This is a genomic window from Kitasatospora sp. NPDC036993, assembly GCF_055607525.1.
Map to the genome: position 1 here is coordinate 486504 of NZ_JBVJRP010000002.1, position 15796 is coordinate 502299.

The 15796-nt window shown below is 74.6% G+C and carries 11 protein-coding genes; 4 read left to right on the plus strand and 7 right to left on the minus strand.

Features of this window, described 5'->3' with window-relative positions:
* Nucleotides 1-79: 79 nt before the first annotated feature.
* Nucleotides 80-361 carry a hypothetical protein gene (locus ACZ7C5_RS05525; RefSeq protein WP_401084945.1) on the minus strand — a complete coding sequence of 94 codons (282 nt, stop codon included), beginning with the start codon at nt 359-361 and terminating at the stop codon, nt 80-82.
* A gap of 265 nt (nt 362-626) precedes the next feature.
* Between ACZ7C5_RS05525 and ACZ7C5_RS05530 the strand changes: the two genes are divergently transcribed.
* A complete protein-coding gene (locus tag ACZ7C5_RS05530; RefSeq protein WP_470322100.1) occupies nt 627-1565 on the plus strand; it encodes an arsenic resistance protein in 939 nt (312 codons plus the stop codon).
* Nucleotides 1566-1611: 46 nt separating this feature from the next.
* Here the strand turns inward: ACZ7C5_RS05530 and ACZ7C5_RS05535 are convergent, their stop codons facing one another.
* Nucleotides 1612-2283 carry a carbohydrate binding domain-containing protein gene (locus ACZ7C5_RS05535; RefSeq protein ID WP_470322040.1) on the minus strand — a complete coding sequence of 224 codons (672 nt, stop codon included), beginning with the start codon at nt 2281-2283 and terminating at the stop codon, nt 1612-1614.
* Nucleotides 2284-2527: 244 nt separating this feature from the next.
* Here ACZ7C5_RS05535 and ACZ7C5_RS05540 point away from each other — a divergent pair, with 244 nt between their 5' ends.
* Together ACZ7C5_RS05540 and ACZ7C5_RS05545 are read left to right on the plus strand one after the other, a co-directional pair.
* The gene (locus ACZ7C5_RS05540) at nt 2528-2713 is read left to right on the plus strand and encodes a hypothetical protein (protein ID WP_401084951.1); all 186 of its coding nucleotides are present in this window, start codon (nt 2528-2530) and stop codon (nt 2711-2713) included.
* A 262-nt stretch (nt 2714-2975) separates the two neighbouring features.
* Nucleotides 2976-4667, plus strand: coding sequence for a hypothetical protein (locus ACZ7C5_RS05545; protein ID WP_470322041.1), 1692 nt, complete (start codon nt 2976-2978; stop codon nt 4665-4667).
* Between the two features lie 438 nt (nt 4668-5105).
* Here the strand turns inward: ACZ7C5_RS05545 and ACZ7C5_RS05550 are convergent, their stop codons facing one another.
* The 4 genes from ACZ7C5_RS05550 to ACZ7C5_RS05565 all read right to left on the minus strand — a co-directional run bounded on the left by ACZ7C5_RS05550 (nt 5106) and on the right by ACZ7C5_RS05565 (nt 11871).
* Nucleotides 5106-5873 carry an HAD hydrolase family protein gene (locus ACZ7C5_RS05550; RefSeq protein ID WP_470322042.1) on the minus strand — a complete coding sequence of 256 codons (768 nt, stop codon included), beginning with the start codon at nt 5871-5873 and terminating at the stop codon, nt 5106-5108.
* 492 nt (nt 5874-6365) lie between these two features.
* The gene (locus ACZ7C5_RS05555) at nt 6366-7535 is read right to left on the minus strand and encodes a hypothetical protein (protein WP_470322043.1); all 1170 of its coding nucleotides are present in this window, start codon (nt 7533-7535) and stop codon (nt 6366-6368) included.
* An 89-nt stretch (nt 7536-7624) separates the two neighbouring features.
* Nucleotides 7625-8434 (minus strand): leucyl/phenylalanyl-tRNA--protein transferase, encoded by an 810-nt coding sequence (locus ACZ7C5_RS05560; protein ID WP_470322044.1) that lies wholly within the window; start codon nt 8432-8434, stop codon nt 7625-7627.
* Entirely contained in the window at nt 8431-11871 is a 3441-nt protein-coding gene (locus ACZ7C5_RS05565; protein WP_470322045.1) for an amino acid adenylation domain-containing protein, read from the minus strand. Before ACZ7C5_RS05565 ends, ACZ7C5_RS05560 begins: the two co-directional genes overlap by 4 nt.
* Nucleotides 11872-12102: 231 nt before the next feature.
* On the opposite strand from ACZ7C5_RS05565, the gene ACZ7C5_RS05570 reads away from it, so the two are divergent.
* The gene (locus tag ACZ7C5_RS05570) at nt 12103-15324 is read left to right on the plus strand and encodes a putative bifunctional diguanylate cyclase/phosphodiesterase (RefSeq protein ID WP_401084969.1); all 3222 of its coding nucleotides are present in this window, start codon (nt 12103-12105) and stop codon (nt 15322-15324) included.
* Nucleotides 15325-15396: 72 nt separating this feature from the next.
* Here the strand turns inward: ACZ7C5_RS05570 and ACZ7C5_RS05575 are convergent, their stop codons facing one another.
* Nucleotides 15397-15708: an ArsR/SmtB family transcription factor gene (locus tag ACZ7C5_RS05575; protein ID WP_401084971.1), complete on the minus strand. Its 312-nt coding sequence runs from the start codon at nt 15706-15708 to the stop codon at nt 15397-15399.
* Between the last annotated feature and the right edge of the window lie 88 nt (nt 15709-15796).

Below are 15796 nucleotides of genomic sequence, written 5' to 3' on the forward strand. Positions count from 1 at the left end.
AGCGGCCGGGAGCGGGAGGCCGGACTGTCCGGCCTCCCGCTCCCTCAGCCCTCCGCCGTGTCAGTCGACGGAGCAGGCGTCAGTTGACGTAGTAGCTGAACCCGAGCGTCGCCGCGGTCATCCCGGCGGCCACCTCGCGGGTCACCGTGCCCTGACAGTTCGGCGCGGAGTACACGTCGACCGCCACGTCCGTGAGGTTCTCGACGATCACCGGCGACAGGGTCGGGTAACAGCCCCGCGCCGGGTTCTGCTTGACCACACCGTTCACGACCAGGGTTCCCGTCGCGGCCTGGGCCGGAACGGCGAGTGCGAGCACTCCGGCGGCGGCCAGCATCCCGGCCACTGCGAATCGACGACGCATGACTGTCTCTCCCTTGCTTCCGCGGGCGCACGACCGGTTGCGGCGCCCGTCCCGGCCATGGATTCCCCCGGCGCCGCGCTCGTGCCGGAACGGCCCGCCGCAATCCCCCGAACCGCCGAAGGCCGGCTGCCTCCCGTCGACCGGTGCCGGGGGCGGGCCCGTGACCTGTGAGGATGGGAGCGGGCCGCCACCAGGGCGGCGACGACGAGCGGCACGAGGGAGCAGTCGGGTGTCTGGGCAGGGACCGCGGGGCCTGGTCGAGCGGATGGAGCACCACCAGGTGGTGATCTACCTCGCGGCGATGGCGGCCGGCGGGCTGCTGGGGTGGCTGGCGCCGTCCGCCGGGCCCGGGCTGGAGCACGCCATCAACCCCGTGCTCGGCCTGCTGCTGTTCGTGACCTTCCTCCAGGTCCCCGCCGCCGAGCTGCTGCGGTCCCTGCGCGACGGCCGCTTCCTCACGGCCGCGCTCGTGGTGAACTTCGTGGTGGTGCCGCTCGTGGTGGCCGCGATGTTCGCGTTCCTGCCCGCCGACCGGGCCGTGCGGATCGGCGCGCTGCTGGTGCTGCTCTGCCCGTGCGTGGACTACGTCACCGTCTTCTCCGGCCTGGCCGGCGGCTCCAACCGCCGCCTGCTGGCCGCCACCCCGCTGCTGCTGGTGGCGCAGATGGTGCTGCTGCCCGGGTTCCTCTACCTCTTCATGGGGCCGGAGCTGGCCGACGTCGTCGAGGCCGGACCGTTCGTCGGGGCGTTCGTCTCCCTGATCGTCGTCCCGCTCGCCGCGGCGTGGCTGCTCCAGGCCTGGGCCGCGCGCCGGCCCGCCGGGCGGCGGGTGTCCGACGCCGCGACCACCACGATGGTGCCGCTGATGGCCGCGACCCTGCTGACCGTCGTCGCCTCCCAGGTCCCCAAGCTCGGCGGCAGCCTCGGCGACGTCGCCGGTGTCATCCCCTTCTACGTCCTGTTCCTGGTCGTGATGGCCTTCGCGGGGAAGGCCGTCGCCCGGCTGTTCCGCCTCGACGCCGGGGCCGGGCGCGCGATCGTCTTCACCGGCGCGACCCGCAACTCCCTGGTCGTGCTGCCCCTGGCGCTCGCCCTGCCGGGCTCCCTCGCGCCGGCCGCGTCCGTGGTCGTCACCCAGACCCTCGTCGAGGTCCTCGGGATGCTCGTCTACGTCCGGCTCGTCCCCCGTCTGGTCCCCTCCTGACCGCCGCCTGACCGCCGCCCCCGGGCCGGCCGGGGGCGGCGGACCGTCAGGGCAGGTAGGTGCGCCAGCAACTGGCGGTCGGCGAGGGGGTGGCGCTCGGCGAGGGGGTGGCGGGGCCGCCGCTCGCCGTCGGCGAGGCGGAACCCGGCTCGCCGCACGGGCTCGGGGGGACGCCGGGGCCGACGAAGGACACCCCCCGCACGTCGTAGGGCCCCTGCCCGTACCAGCCGTGGAAGTACACCGTCAGCTCGGTGGTGCCGGGCCCGGTGGTGACCCGTACCGTCAGGTCGTTCCAGTCGCGCTCGTCCGACCAGGCGGCGGTGGGCGCGGTGCCCGCGCCGGAGACGCCGACGAACGCGTACGGGCCACGCACCGAGGCGGTCAGCGTGTAGGCGGAGTCCGGCTGGACCCTGACCTTCTGGGTGCAGCCCGCATAGCTGTCGGCGGTCGGCCGGCCGGTGGTGTAGTGCTCGTGCGGGATGGTGCTCCGCGACGTGGTCGGCTCGCAGTCCCAGATCCACGGGTAGGAGTCGAACCGCCCGTTGACGATCAGTTCGACGTTCGGCAGGGCCGCCGTCGCCGAGGCGGCCAGTCCGACGGTGGAGCCGGCCACCGCGAGCACGGCGGTGGAGAGGCCGAGGGGAAGGGCGGCGCGGCCGCGCCGGCGGGTCGGGCGGTTCCGGTGGGTCGGGTGGGTCTGGCGGGTGTGTGCACGCATGCCGTCTCCGGGTGGGAGTGCCGATGGGGGCAGCGGTGCGAGGGAGTGGAGCACACCCTGGGGGACGGCGCCCGCCGCCGTCAAGGGAGGCGGCGGGGGTGCCGTTCCGGCGCGCCGGGCACCGGGCACCGGGCCGCCGGGCACCGGGCACCGGGCGGCCGTCACCGAACCGCCGCCGATTCGAGGCCGTCCCCGTACTTCGGCGGGCCGCGGCCGCGGGGCATCCTGGCCCGGGGGTGGGTGTATGGGCGCACAGGAGCGGGAGAACGGCCGCGCGGAGCGGTCCGGCGCGCGGCTGACGGCGCTGCTCGTCGGGCTGGTCGCGGCCGGCGCGGCGGTCGGCATGCTCCTCGGGGTCGGCGTCTTCGGTCTGGTGACGGTCCTGTCCCTGGTGCGCCGCGTCGTCGCCTGCTTCCTGCACGGCTGCTGACTCCGCGCCGGACATCGCAAAGGCCCCCGTCAAGTCACAGCAGTTCACCCGGGGTTCGCCGGAGCGCACCCGGCACCGTCCGCGGACCGGGACCCGGCAGCTCACGCCGGAAAATCCCGTCCCACCTGACAGTGGCGCGCTGTACGCTGAACGCGCATTCGAACTGTGTGGAATCTGTTCGTCTTTGAACACATTTATGGGGGAATCGGTGCGTAATCGCCGAATTGTGGTAGTCGCTGCCCTCGTGGCGGCCGGTGTCGGTATGGCCTCCTCCGGGATCGCCCAGGCGGCCGGGCCCGCCTCGGCGCCCGCCAAGTCCGCGCCCGCCGGCTCCGCGCCCACCGGGCCCGCGGCCGGCAGCGCCGGAGCGGACGCGATCAAGAAGCTTCCCGGCAAGACCTTCGACAGCCCCGCCGACCGCACGGTGACCTCGCCGGTGCCCGGCGAGCAGGCCGGCCAGGCCGCGCCCGCCCAGGGCGACACCGGTACCCGGAAGCTCTCCGCGGTCATCGGCGTCGGCCTGCACGCCACGGCCGCCAGCGCCCACGGCATCGACCTGGAGACCAAGCTCTTCCCCACCGACACCTCCAACCTCGCCGTGACCATCGCCTGGGGCGACGGGACGACCAGCACCTTCAACACCACCGTCGGCGGGGGCGGCAACGACACCCGCATCACCAAGCACAAGTACGCCACGGTCGGCGTGTTCGACATCAAGGTGACGGCCAAGGAGGCCTCGCAGGGCGTCCAGGGCTCGAACCAGGTCACGGTCGGCACCCTGGGCGCCGAGTTCACGCCCCACACGCCCACCCGCGTGCTGGACACCCGCTCCGGCGTCGGCGCCGCCGCGGCCAAGGTCGGCGCCCGCAGCACGGTGGCCCTGAAGATCGACGGCGCCGCCCAGATCCCCGTCGGCGCCTACGCGGTGGTCCTGAACGTCACCGTCACCAACGCCGACGGCCCCGGCCACATCTCGGTGCAGCCCACCAAGAGCTCGGCCGAGAACGCCACCACCTCGAACCTCAACTTCACGGCCGGCCAGACCGTCCCGAACCTCGTGGTCGCCACCGTCGGCAACGACGGGTACGTCTACCTGTTCAACGCCGGCTGGCAGTCGGTGGACCTGCTCGCGGACGTGACCGGCTACTTCACGCCGCAGACCGCCAGCGGCTACAAGTCGGTGACGCAGAGCCGCGTTGTCGACACCCGCTCGGGCCTCGGCACGGCCCAGGGCCCGGTCGCCGGCCAGAGCGGCTTCGACGTCGCCATCGCCGGCCGGAACGGCGTGCCGTACGGCGTCACCGCGGTGGCGCTGAACCTGACGGTCACCAATCCCCAGGACGCCGGCCACCTGACCGCCTACCCCAGCGGGCAGGCCGCGCCGACCACCTCCAGCGTCAACTTCACCGCGGGCCAGACGGTCGCCAACGCGGTGATCGTGCCCGTCAGCGCGGACGGCAAGGTCTCCATCCGCAACGGCAGCTGGCACCCGGCCGACGTGGTTCTCGACGTCGTCGGCTACTACACCCCCACCAGCCGCTCGGCGCTGGTCCCGGTCGGCGTTCCGGTCCGGCTCCTCGACACCCGCGTGCCCGACGGCAACCGTCCGGCCGCCCCGGTGCCGGCCCGCGGCTACTTCGTGCTGGGCCTGGAGGGCGACACCACCACCCCCGAGGTCGACGGCTGGGTGCTGAACACCACCGTCACCAACACCAAGGGCCCGGGCTTCCTGTCGGTCGACCCCGACCCGAACTACTGGTCCAACTACCAGAACGGCAACGCGGTCGTCCCGAACCGTCCGGTCTCCTCGACGCTCAACTGGACGGCCGGCGCGACCGTCCCGAACGTCGCGCAGACCTCGGGCGGCAAGGGCGGCATCGTCGACTTCTGGAACCAGGGCTGGGAGGACGCCGACCTCCTGGTCGACCTGCTCGGCTACTACGAGTCGAACTGACCCGTCCGACAGTCTGACGGCCTGATGTTCTGACCGTCAGGTGTCCGACGTCCGGGCAGGGGCGGCGTTCCGTACGGAGCGCCGCCCCTGTCCGCGTTCCGGACGGCCTTCGGCTGCCTGAAGCCGTCATCGTGGCCGAGAAGTCCCCAACGTCTGCCGCGGGTTGGCTCGGCGATGCCGGCCATCGCCTCCCGTGCCGGGAGGTCCCCGCCGTCAGCGAGAGCCGCTGCCCCGGTGTGCGGAGGACGAGCCGGGCCCCGCAGGTGGCGACTCACGTCGCCGACCAGAGCGATCCGCACCCGGCGCTCCACGAACCGCCACCGCCCGTCCGCGCCGCGCGCGATGCGGTCGTGGTACCGGCCGCCCGCGATGACCTGGAGCGGCAGCCCGGGCAGTGCCTGGAGCACGGTGACGTACGAGCGCGCGGCCGTCCGGTGACTACCGGCCGGGGGCCGCGGCCAGCCGGGAGATCTCGGCCGCCACGGCCTCAGGCTCGGCGGTGACGGTGACCCGGGCGACGCCGTCCAGGCCCGGGTGGGCGCCGACCCGCACCGAGTGCCGGGCGTTGCGCAGCAGGTCGAGGTCGTTGATGTCGTTGCCGAAGGCGTTGTAGGCGTCGATCCCCAGCGAGGACAGCGCCTCCCACTTGTTGGTGGTGCCCGGGGCGAAGTCGATGATCGCCTCGTCGAGGTGGTGGTTGACGGTCATCCCCAGCGTGCGGCCGGCCTCGGCGAGGGCCGCCAGGTCGGTCGCGTCGACCACCAGGAACTTGACGACGGCGGGGAGTTCGGCGAGTTCCACCCGGCGGGCGAGGCCGCCCTGGTCGACCCGGCCGCGGATCGGGTGGTCGGCCGGTCCGGTGTAGGCGTAGTCCCACGGGCCGTCCGCGAGGTAACCCGCCCGGAACCGCTCGGCCTCGGCCAGCAGCCGGCCCAGCTCATCCGCCTCGAACGCGGCCCGCGCCCGCACCCGGCCGTCGACGGAGACCAGGCTGCCGTTCCCGCCGATCAGCGTCGCGGTGGGGAACACCCCGTCCAGGACCGGCAGGAGGTCGCGGACCGGCCGGGCCGAGGCGAAGACCAGCTGGTGACCGGCCCGCTCGCAGTCCTCGATCGCGGCGAGGATCCGGCGGTCGATCGTCCGCCCGTCGAAGCAGAGGGTGCCGTCGATGTCGAAGACCGTGGTGCGGGCGCTGGTAGTGATCACCCCGCGATGGTATCCAGCCGCTGTCGTACACGACCCACCGGCCATGGCCCGCCTCCGGACCGGGCCCGCCGGCAGCGGCTGGTGACCGACTCGGCGAGGGCCCGAGGGCGTCCCTGTCCCCCTGACCTCGCCGGTCAGGCCCGGACCCGTTCCGCGACACCGCCCACGGGTTCGCCGCCGCCCGGGCCGCCTCGCCGCCACGGCCGCGGCCTTCGCACTCACCGCCCGCGGCGGGCCCGGCGGCTAGACCGCCGGGGGCAGGCCGTTCCGGCGGCGCTGCTCGGCGAACGACATCCGGCCGTGGCCTCAAGTCCCAGCTCGTCCACCACGGTCGGGAGTCTAGGACCCCGCACCGACAGAATCCGCGCCGACGGACTCCGGCCGGTCCGGCCGCCCGGCCACCCGGGAGGCGGCCCGAGGATCCGAGCCCGGCGATGACGAGGGCCCCTCGGTCGGTGAACTCGACCGAGGGGCCCATGTGATGACGAAAGATCAGCTACTGCTTGGCCGCGGGGCTGGCAGCGTCGCCGAGCCGGCGAGCAGGGGCCACTCCCGGTGGAACGGCGGCAGTGGCAGCCTGCCCTCGATGACCGGGGCGCCGAAGACCTTCAGGTGGGCGAGCAGCGAGCCGTTCAGGTCGACGCCGCCGACCAGTGACCAACTGCCCTGCGCCTTCGGCGGGTTGCCGGAGGAGTCGGCGACCAGCGAGCCTTCGGCCTGGGCGCGCAGATAGGGGGCGACGGTGGTCTCCACGCCGACGGTGTCGTACAGGCCGAGGCTGATCTCGGCGCCGAGCGCCGCCCGTACGCCCGCCTTGTCGTTGAGCCGCACGTGCACCGGGGTGATCTTGGTCTCGGCGCTGGTGACCGGGGTCCAGCCCTTGCCTCCGGTGTAGTCGGCGCGCACGCCGTCGCCGGTCAGGCCCGCGGTCGCCTTGAGGTCCTTGACCAGCGGGGTCGCCGTGATGCCGCGCGGGTCGACGGGGACGCTGCCGTCGGCCTCGGTGCTGCCGAGGAGTTCGGCCAGGGTGGCCGGACGGGTGGTCAGGGCGAGCGTGTCGCCCGCGCCGGGGCGGACGCCGGTGACGGCGACCAGCGCGCCCTGCGGTGCGGCGGCGGTGGGCGGGCTGGCGATCAGCTGCCCGGGCTGGACGGCGGCAGTCGCCGCCGTGGGGGCGGCGCTCGGGGCAGCACTCGGGACGGCGCTCGGCGAGGCCGGGGCGGTGGCGGCCCGCCCCGCCGCCGACAGCACCGCCGTCCCGCCCGCCGGGTCGTACGCGATCAGCTGGAGGTTCTTCGCCGCCGCCGCGACCGCGCCACCGTCCTTGCCGGGGTTGCCGATCGCGGCCTGCCGGTCCCCGGCGGGCGCGGCGGTGACGGGCACCTTGACGGTGGTCGGACGGCCGCCGGCGGGGCTGCCCGCCTTGGCGCGCGGGGTGCCGCCGGCGGGCTTGGCGACAGCGGCCGGGCTGCCCCCGGCGGCGGTCGCGGCCGGTTCCGCGACGGTGGCGGTGGCGGTGGCGACGGCCGGTACGGCACCGGCCTGGGAGGTACCGGGATCGGCCGGCCCGCACGCGGCGGCCCCGGCGAGGACGAGGGTGAGGGTGAGGGTGAGAGTGAGGGCGGCGGGGCCGACGGCCCTGCCTATGGAACTCTTGAACACGCGGCGTCATGTTACTGACGGGGAATAAGTTTGTCGAAGACAGACCAAAGATCGGACCGGGCTGGTCCGACCGCAGGTCAGCCCCCAGGTCAGCCCAGGCGCGCCGCCGGCAGCGGCGCCCGCTCCAGCACACCGGTTCCGCCGCCGGACAGCTCCGCGAGGTACCGCGACCGCGCCATCGGCTCGGCACCCAGGCTCCGTACGTGCGGACCGTCCCACTGGGCGTCGAGCAGCCGCCCGCCCGCCGCGGCGAACCGCGCCCCGAGGTCGGCGACGGCGACCCGGGCGGCGTCCGGGCGGCGGTGGAACATCGAGTCCAGGCTCAGCACCGGCCCGACCGTGACCCCGAACACCCCGCCGACCAGCTCCTCCCCCTCCCACACCTCCCCGCTGTGCGCCGCCCCCAGCTCGTGCAGCCGCAGCATCGCCGCCGCCAACTCATCGGTGAGCCACACCGGTTGGCGCCCCTCGGCGCAGGCCTCCAGCACCTGCCCGAAGGCCCGGTCGGCGCTCGTCCACCACGAGGACCGGTTGCGCAGCCGCCGCGCCAGCCGGCTCCCGAGCCGTACGGCGCCGGGGGCGATCACCGGCCGCGGGTCGGGCGACCACCAGGCCAGCGCGTACGGGTCAGCCCCGCCCGGCAGCAGTGCCACCTCGCCCGCCTCGACGGCCTCGCCGTACACCGCCTCGTTGTACGCGCTCGTGTAGACGTCCGCCGCCGGCAGCGGGAACAGCCCGTGCCGGTAGGCCGCCAGCAGTTCCCCGGCACCGGGCGCCCCGCCTGAGCTGCCGGAACAGCCGGAACAGCCGGAACCGAGCGACCCGCCGAAGGCCACCGGTCCTTCCCCCGGCCCGCGTCGCAGGTCCAACGCGTCCAGGGCGGCGCCGAAGGAGCTCACGACGCCGCCCGCAGGAAGCCCTCGCGCTCCAGCCCGGACAGGTAGTGGTCGATCAACCCCGCGTCCACCGGCGGAAGTTCGATCCCGCTCCCGGCCAGCGCCGCGTCCGCGTTCGTCCGCTCGAACAGCGGGAACGTCGGCCGGAAGTACATCTCGCTGATCGACAGTTCCGACCCCGGGGCGCGGTCCACGAACAGCGGGACGAACGGTGCGATCGGGTGCGTCGGGTTCCCCGCGGCGAACCGGATCATCCGCTGCACCCAGTCCCCGTACGGCAGTCGGGCGATCCGGTGCCCGCGGGCCCGCAGCCGCCCGGCGAGGTCGGCGAGGACGCCGGGCCGCGGGGAGGTGAGGTGGTAGGCCTCGCCGGCGGCGGGTGCGTGGGCGGCGATGTGGGCGATGGCCCGGGCGAAGCGGTCGGCCGGGACGAAGTCCAGCAGCAGCTGCACGTCCGGGCTGGTCCCGCTGTCGGCCAGGTAGGCGATCAGCGCGCACAGTTCGGTGCCGGTGTTCATCACCCCGTCCGCCAGGTCCCCGGTGACGTCGTTGGTGCGCAGCACGGTGACCGGCAGCCCGGCGGCCGCCGCGTTGTGCAGCAGCTGCTCGGCGACCCACTTGCTCTCGACGTAGCCGACGCCGAGCCGTTCGGGGTGGGCGAGCGGGGTCCGTTCGGTGACCTTCGGGACGCCGGCCGCGCCGAAGCCGGCCAGCACCGCGAGGGTGGAGAGGTAGTGCACGGGGATGCCCCGGCTGTGCCCGGCGAGCCGGACGACCTCCCGGGTGCCGCCGACGTTGGCCCCCCGCAACTGGTGGTACGGGTAGAGGAAGTTGACCTGTCCGCCGAGGTGGTGGATGGCGTCCAGGTGTTCGGCCATCCAGTGGAACCGGCGGTCCGTCAGCCCCAGTCGCGGCCGGGTGAGGTCGCCGGCCAGCGGCACCACCCGCGGGTCGGCGAGGTCGTGCCGCAGGAAGCGCTGCTGCGCGGCCCGCAGCCGTTCCAGCGCGTGCTCCTCGTCGGGCGCGCGGACCAGGCAGTGGATGCGCGCCCCGGTGGTGGCGAGCAGCGCGTGCAGCAGGTGGGCGCCGCAGAAGCCGGTGGCGCCGGTGAGCAGGATCTCGGCGGGGTCGGCGCGGGAGGGCGCCGGGCTCCAGGACTGCCGGATGCCCTCGGCGAGCCGGGCCTCCGCGAACCAGTCGACGGCGGCCTCGGGCCGTCCGACGCCGGCGGGGGCCTGCGCCCGCGACTTCGCACCCGCCTCCGCACTCGACTCGGCACCCGCCTCCGCGCGCGCCGCCTGCAACGCCCCCGCGAAGGCCCGCAGTACGGGTGCGCGCAGCAGCGCCCGGGTGAGCGTCCGCACCTGCCCGACGTCGATGCCGAACATGATCCGGGCCCTGGCCAGCATCTCCATCGCGAGCAGCGAGGTACCGCCGAGCGCGAAGAAGTCGCCGTCCGGGCCGACGTGTTCGACGCCGAGCAGCTCCGCCCACAGCCGCCCGACGGCCTCCTCCACCGCCCCCGCGCCGGATACCCCGGCTGCCGAGGAAGCGGGCGCCGGAGAAGCGGGTGCCGCCGGACGCACCGGGGCGTGCGGCAGCCGCCGCCGGTCGATCTTCCCCGCGGCCGTGAGCGGCATCGCCTCCAGCGGCACGAACCGCGCCGGCACCAGGTACTCCGGCAGCCGCTCGGCCAGGAACGCCCGGAGCCCCGCCGCACCGTCGGCCGCCCCGGCGGCGGGCGTGTAGTACGCGGTGAGCGTCCGGGTGCCGTCCGCCGCCTGCCCGTCGGCCGCGACCCTGGTCTGCCGGACGTCCGGGTGGGCGGCCAGGACGGCTTCGATCTCGGCCGGGTCCACCCGGTGCCCGCGCACCTTCACCTGGTCGTCGAAGCGCCCCAGGATCTCCAACTGCCCGTCCGCCCGCCAGCGTCCGGCGTCACCGGTGCGGTACATCCGCTCACCGGGCAGCGGCGCGTACGGGTCGGGCAGGAAGGACTCGGCGGTCAGCCCGGCCTGCCGCCAGTAGCCGCGGGCCAGGCCGGGCCCGCCGAGGTGGATCTGCCCCTTCTCCCCGGGCCGGACGGGGCGCAGCCGCGGGTCCAGCACGTGCACCCGCACGCCGGGCAGCGGCCGTCCGATCGGCACCGGCGCGGCGGAGGCGCCGGGACCCCCGCCCAGCAGCTCCGCCGTGACCAGGCAGAGCGTCGAGGTGACGGCCGCCTCGGTGACCCCGTACGCGTTGAGCAGCCGCGCGCCGGGCAGCCGTTCCAGGCAGCGCAGGCAGTCGTCGGCGTGCACCGCGTCCCCGCCGACCACGACCAGCCGCAGGCCCCGCGGCCCGGGGCCGCCGGGCGGGAGCAGGTCGAGCAGGTGGTGCCAGTAGGCGGGGGTGAAGTCGGCGACGGCCAGGCCGAGCCCGGGCAGCCGGCCGGCCAGCTCGGTGGGCGCCCAGGTGCCGCCCGCGCTCCCGCCGCCGCCCAGGACGACCGTCGCGCCCGCGAGCAGGGCGCCGAGCACCTGCTCCAGCGCGGTGTCGGAGCCCAGCGCGGCCAGGTTCAGGACGTGTTCGCCGGGGCGCAGCCGGTAGGCGTGGACGATCCGGTCGAGGGTGAACAGCAGTGCGCGGTGGGTGACCGGCACGCCCTTGGGGCGGCCGGTCGTGCCGGAGGTGTAGATCAGGTAGGCGAGGTCGTCGGGGAGGGCGCCGTCCTGTCCGAGCAGGTCCGCACCGGGAGGCCCTGGCACGTCCGCACCGGGAGGGCCCGACACGTCCGCGCCGAAAGGCCCCGGCACGTCCGCGCCGGAGAGCCCGGGCGCGGAGACTCGCACCACTCCCGGGAGTTCGTCACCGTCCGCGCCCCCGGCGGAACCCTCCGCGACCAGCACCCGCGCCCCGCAGTCCTCGACCAGCCGGGCCAGCCGCCGCCGCGGGTGCGCCGGGTCCAGCGGCAGGAAGGCCCCGCCGGCCTTGAGCACCGCCAGCCAGGCGGTCACCAGCCCCGCCCCGCGCTCCAGGCAGACCGGCACCACCTGTTCGGGACCGACCCCGTGCGCCCGCAGCGCGGCGGCCAACCGGTCGCTGCGCAGGTCGAGTTCGCGGTAGCTCAGGGTGGCGTCCTCGGCGAGGACGGCGACCGCCTCCGGGTCGTGCGCCGCCCGCGCGCGGAACAGCCCGTGCACCGTGTCCGCGAATCCGGCCGCCTCCCGCCGGACGGGGGTGCCGCCGGCGAAGCCCAGCCCGGCCGGGCGCCACGCGCGTTCCACCCACTCCCGGCAGTCGGCCGGGCCGGCCGGCCCGTGGACCTGCTGCCAGCCGGCCGGAACGGTCAGGCCACCGGGCCAGATCGCATACTGACCGTGGCCGTTGCGGACCACGGCGTGACGCCCGGAGTTCACATCCGCCCGTACGCCCTGTGCGCTGTCTGCTGCGTCGTCCACCGGCTTGACCTCGTGCTGTGGCGGCAGAATGCTGGGGAGTGCGACATTTCCGACTATACGCACTCCTGCCTTGTCGAGGACGTCCGGTCGCACCCCCACCGGACGCCTCGCTGCTGCGCGAAAGCGCCCATCCGTCCCACCGGGCCGGCTCCGTACCCTCCGGCCCGTCCCGCCCTCGCCCGAACTCCCCCGCCCGACCGGTGGGGTGATGTCGCGGAGGAGGTAGCTTCGTTGACTCGCCGGCGACACCGCCTGATGGTCCTTTACCTGCTCTGGATGGTGCTGTTCACCGGCATCTACTACGCGAATCCGGGCCAGCGGATCATCTGGTGGACGGGCATCGGCCTGGGCGGCGTCGTCGCCATCGTGGCCGGCGTCCGGCTCAACCGCCCCGCCCACGCGCGGTTCTGGTACGTGCTGGCGCTCGCCAACCTCAGCTTCACCGTGGGTGAGGTGGTACAGGCCGTCCAACTGGACATCCTGCACCTGCCCAACCCCTTCCCCTCCGTCGCGGACGGCTTCTACCTCGCCGAGTACGTGCTGTACGCGGTCGGCGTGCTGGGCTTCATCCGCTGGCGCACGGCCCGTCAGGACCTCGCCGGGCTGCTCGACGCCCTCATCCCCACCATCGGGATCGCCCTGCTCGCCTGGATCTACCTGATCCTCCCGTACGCCAGGAACCCGGACCTCGACTGGTTCCAGAAGGCCGTCTCGATCGCCTACCCGCTGGGCGATGTGGTCGTGCTCGCCCTGCTGCTGCGCCTGCTGACCCCGCGCGGCGGCAACTCCCGCTCGCTGCAACTGCTCGCCGTCGGCTCGCTCGGCATCCTGGTCTCCGACGTGCTGTACGGGCTGATCCAGCTGCACGGCACCTGGCACATCGGCACGCCGGTCGAACTCGGCTGGGCCGCCTTCTACACCGCCTGGGGCGCGGCCGCGCTGCACCCGTCGATGGTCGAGCTGACCCGGCCGGTGCCCACCCAGCAGCCGGACCTGGGCACCGCCCGGCTGGTGCTGCTCACCCTCGCCTCGCTCATCGCGCCCGCCATCCTGATCATCGAGGCACTGGCCGGCAACACCAGCAACGCGGGCGTGATCGGCGCCTTCTCCGCGCTGCTCTACCTGCTGGTGCTGGCCCGGCTGGCGGTGGTCGTCTCCGCCCGCAGGCAGGCCGTGGCGCGCGAACGGGCGCTGCGCGAGGCGGGCGCCCGGCTGACCGCGGCCGTCACGGTGGAGGAGGTCGCGAACGCCGTCCAGTCCGCCGCCTCCACCCTGATGCCGACCGAGCCCGGGCACGTCGCCCTGCTCACGGTGGCCGGGGACGGCGTGCTGCACGTCCGGCACGCCGGGAGCGGCGCCGCGCCGCACGCACCCGGGGACGCCGCGCGCTCCGACGAGGTGCTGGCCCTCGCCACCGCCAGAAGGACGCTGCTGCTGCCCGTCGCGTCCCTCGGCCCGAGCCCCGGGCGCGACCCCCTGGACCCCGGGCGCGACCTGCCGGGCCCCGGCCGCGACCGCCCGGGCCCCGAGGGCGAGCGGCGCACCCGCCTCGGCGGCATGCCGTACGCCCTGGTCTGCCCGCTCACCCTCGCCGAGCGCCCCTCGGGCGACCCGCTGATCGGCGCGCTGATCGTCACCGGCACCGAGCAGGAGCTGATCAGCCTCTGGGGCTCGCTGGAGATCCTCGCCGGGCAGGCGGCCCTCGCCGTCGAGCGGGTGGTGCTGAGCCAGGAGGTCGCCCGCCGCGACAGCGAGCTGTACTTCCGCACCCTGGTGCAGAACTCCAGCGACGTCATCCTGATCCTCGACGCCGACGACGGCGTGCGCTACGCCTCCCCCTCCGCCGAGACGGTGCTCGGCCACCCCGGCCTGGCGGGCACCCTGCTGACCGACCTCGTCCCGCCCGAGGACAGCCGGGAGGTCGGCAAGGCGCTGGCCCGGATGCGCGGGGCCGCCGACCAGCCCAGGAGCGAGCAGCCCCGCGAGCACTGGCGGCTGCTGCGGCAGGACCACACCCCGATCGAGGTCGAGGTCCGCTTCAACGACCTGCGCGCCGACCCGACCGTCGGCGCCCTGGTGCTCACCCTGCGCGACGTGACCGAGCAGCGGCAGATGGAGCGCGAGCTGACCCACCGGGCCTTCCACGACTCGCTGACCGGCCTGGCCAACCGGGTGCTGTTCCAGGACCGGGTCGGGCACGCGCTCTCCCGGGGCGAGCGCAGCGGGGCCGTCACCGGGGTGCTCTTCATCGACCTGGACGACTTCAAGGTGGTCAACGACACCCAGGGCCACGCGGTCGGCGACGAACTGCTGGTCGCCGTCTCGCTGCGGATCTCCACCGCGCTGCGCGCCTCGGACACCGCCGCCAGGCTCGGCGGCGACGAGTTCGCCGTCCTGGTGGAGGACGCGCGGCGGCCCTCCGACGTGGACACCATCGCGGCCGGCGTGCTGGCGGTGTTCGCCGAACCGTTCCGGCTCAAGGCGGGCGCGGTGCGGGTGACCGCCAGCATCGGCGTGGCGACCACCGAGGACAGCGTGGACGCGGCCGAGCTGCTCACCCACGCCGACCTCGCGCTCTACTCCGCCAAGGCGGCCGGCCGCCGCCAGTGGTGCCACTACCGGCCGGCCCTCCAGACCGGGATGGTGGAGCGGCACGAGCTGAACGAGCACCTGGACTCGGCGATCGCGGAATCGGCCTTCCAGCTGTACTACCAGCCGATCGTCGACCTTCGCTCGGGCGACCTGGTCGCCTTCGAGGCGCTGGTCCGCTGGCCGCACGACCGGCGCGGCATGGTGCTGCCCGACGAGTTCATCGCCCTCGCCGAGGAGAGCGGCCAGATCGTCCCGCTGGGCGCCTGGGTGCTGGAGCGCGCCGCCCAGGAGGTCGCCGCCTGGCACGCCGCGAGCTCGGCGCTCCGTACCGCCGCCGGCCGGCCGCCGCTGCGGGTGAACGTCAACGTCTCGGCCCGCCAGTTCCGCGACGCGGGCTTCGTGGAGGTGGTCCGCCAGGCACTGGCCACCTCCGGCATCGACCCGCACACCCTCGTCCTGGAGCTCACCGAGTCCGTGCTGATGCGCCGCGACGACCGCATCCACGCCGACATGGCCACCCTGTCCGGCCTCGGCGTCGGCATCGCCATCGACGACTTCGGCACCGGCTACTCGTCGCTGTCCTACCTGCGCGAGTTCCCGATCTCGCTGCTCAAGATCGACAAGTCCTTCATCGACGGCCTCGGCCACTCGCCCCAGCAGTACGCCCTGGTCGAGGGCATCACCCGGATCGCCGACACCCTCGGTGTCCAGGTCATCGCGGAGGGCATCGAGCACCCGGAGCAGCGGAACCTGCTCGCCGCGATGGGCTGCCCGCTCGGCCAGGGCTACCTCTTCGCCCACCCCATGGACTCGGCGCAGGCGCGCGCCCTGGTCCGCAAGACGGCCTACGAACCCGCCTGAGGGCGGGCCCGGGTGGGCCGGCCCACCCAGCAACGGCCCACCGCGGACGGACCCACCCGGGCTTCCGGACGCTCAGGAGTCCGTGCGGAGCAGGTCGAGCAGCCCAGGGAATCGCCGGTCGAGCTCCTCGCGGCGCAGCGTGGCCGCACGGCTGTTGCCCCGGTCGACCTGGCGGATCAGTCCGGCCTCGCGCATCACCCGGAAGTGGTGGGTGAGCGTGGACTTGGAGACCGGCAGGTCGAAGGAGGCGCAGGTGCGCGCCGCCCCCTCGGCCTCCCGCAGCAGGGCGGAGATCACCCCGTAGCGCAGCGGATCGGCGAGCGCGTTGAGCACGGTCCGCAGGTCCATCTCCTCGGTCGAGGGGTGGCCTTCCGGGTCGGGCATCGGATCCTCCATCCTCGGGCGTCCTCAGGTATGGGTTGCATCGTACCTCGGTCGCATGCCACCGTGAGGTTCGATCAAATCCTTACCT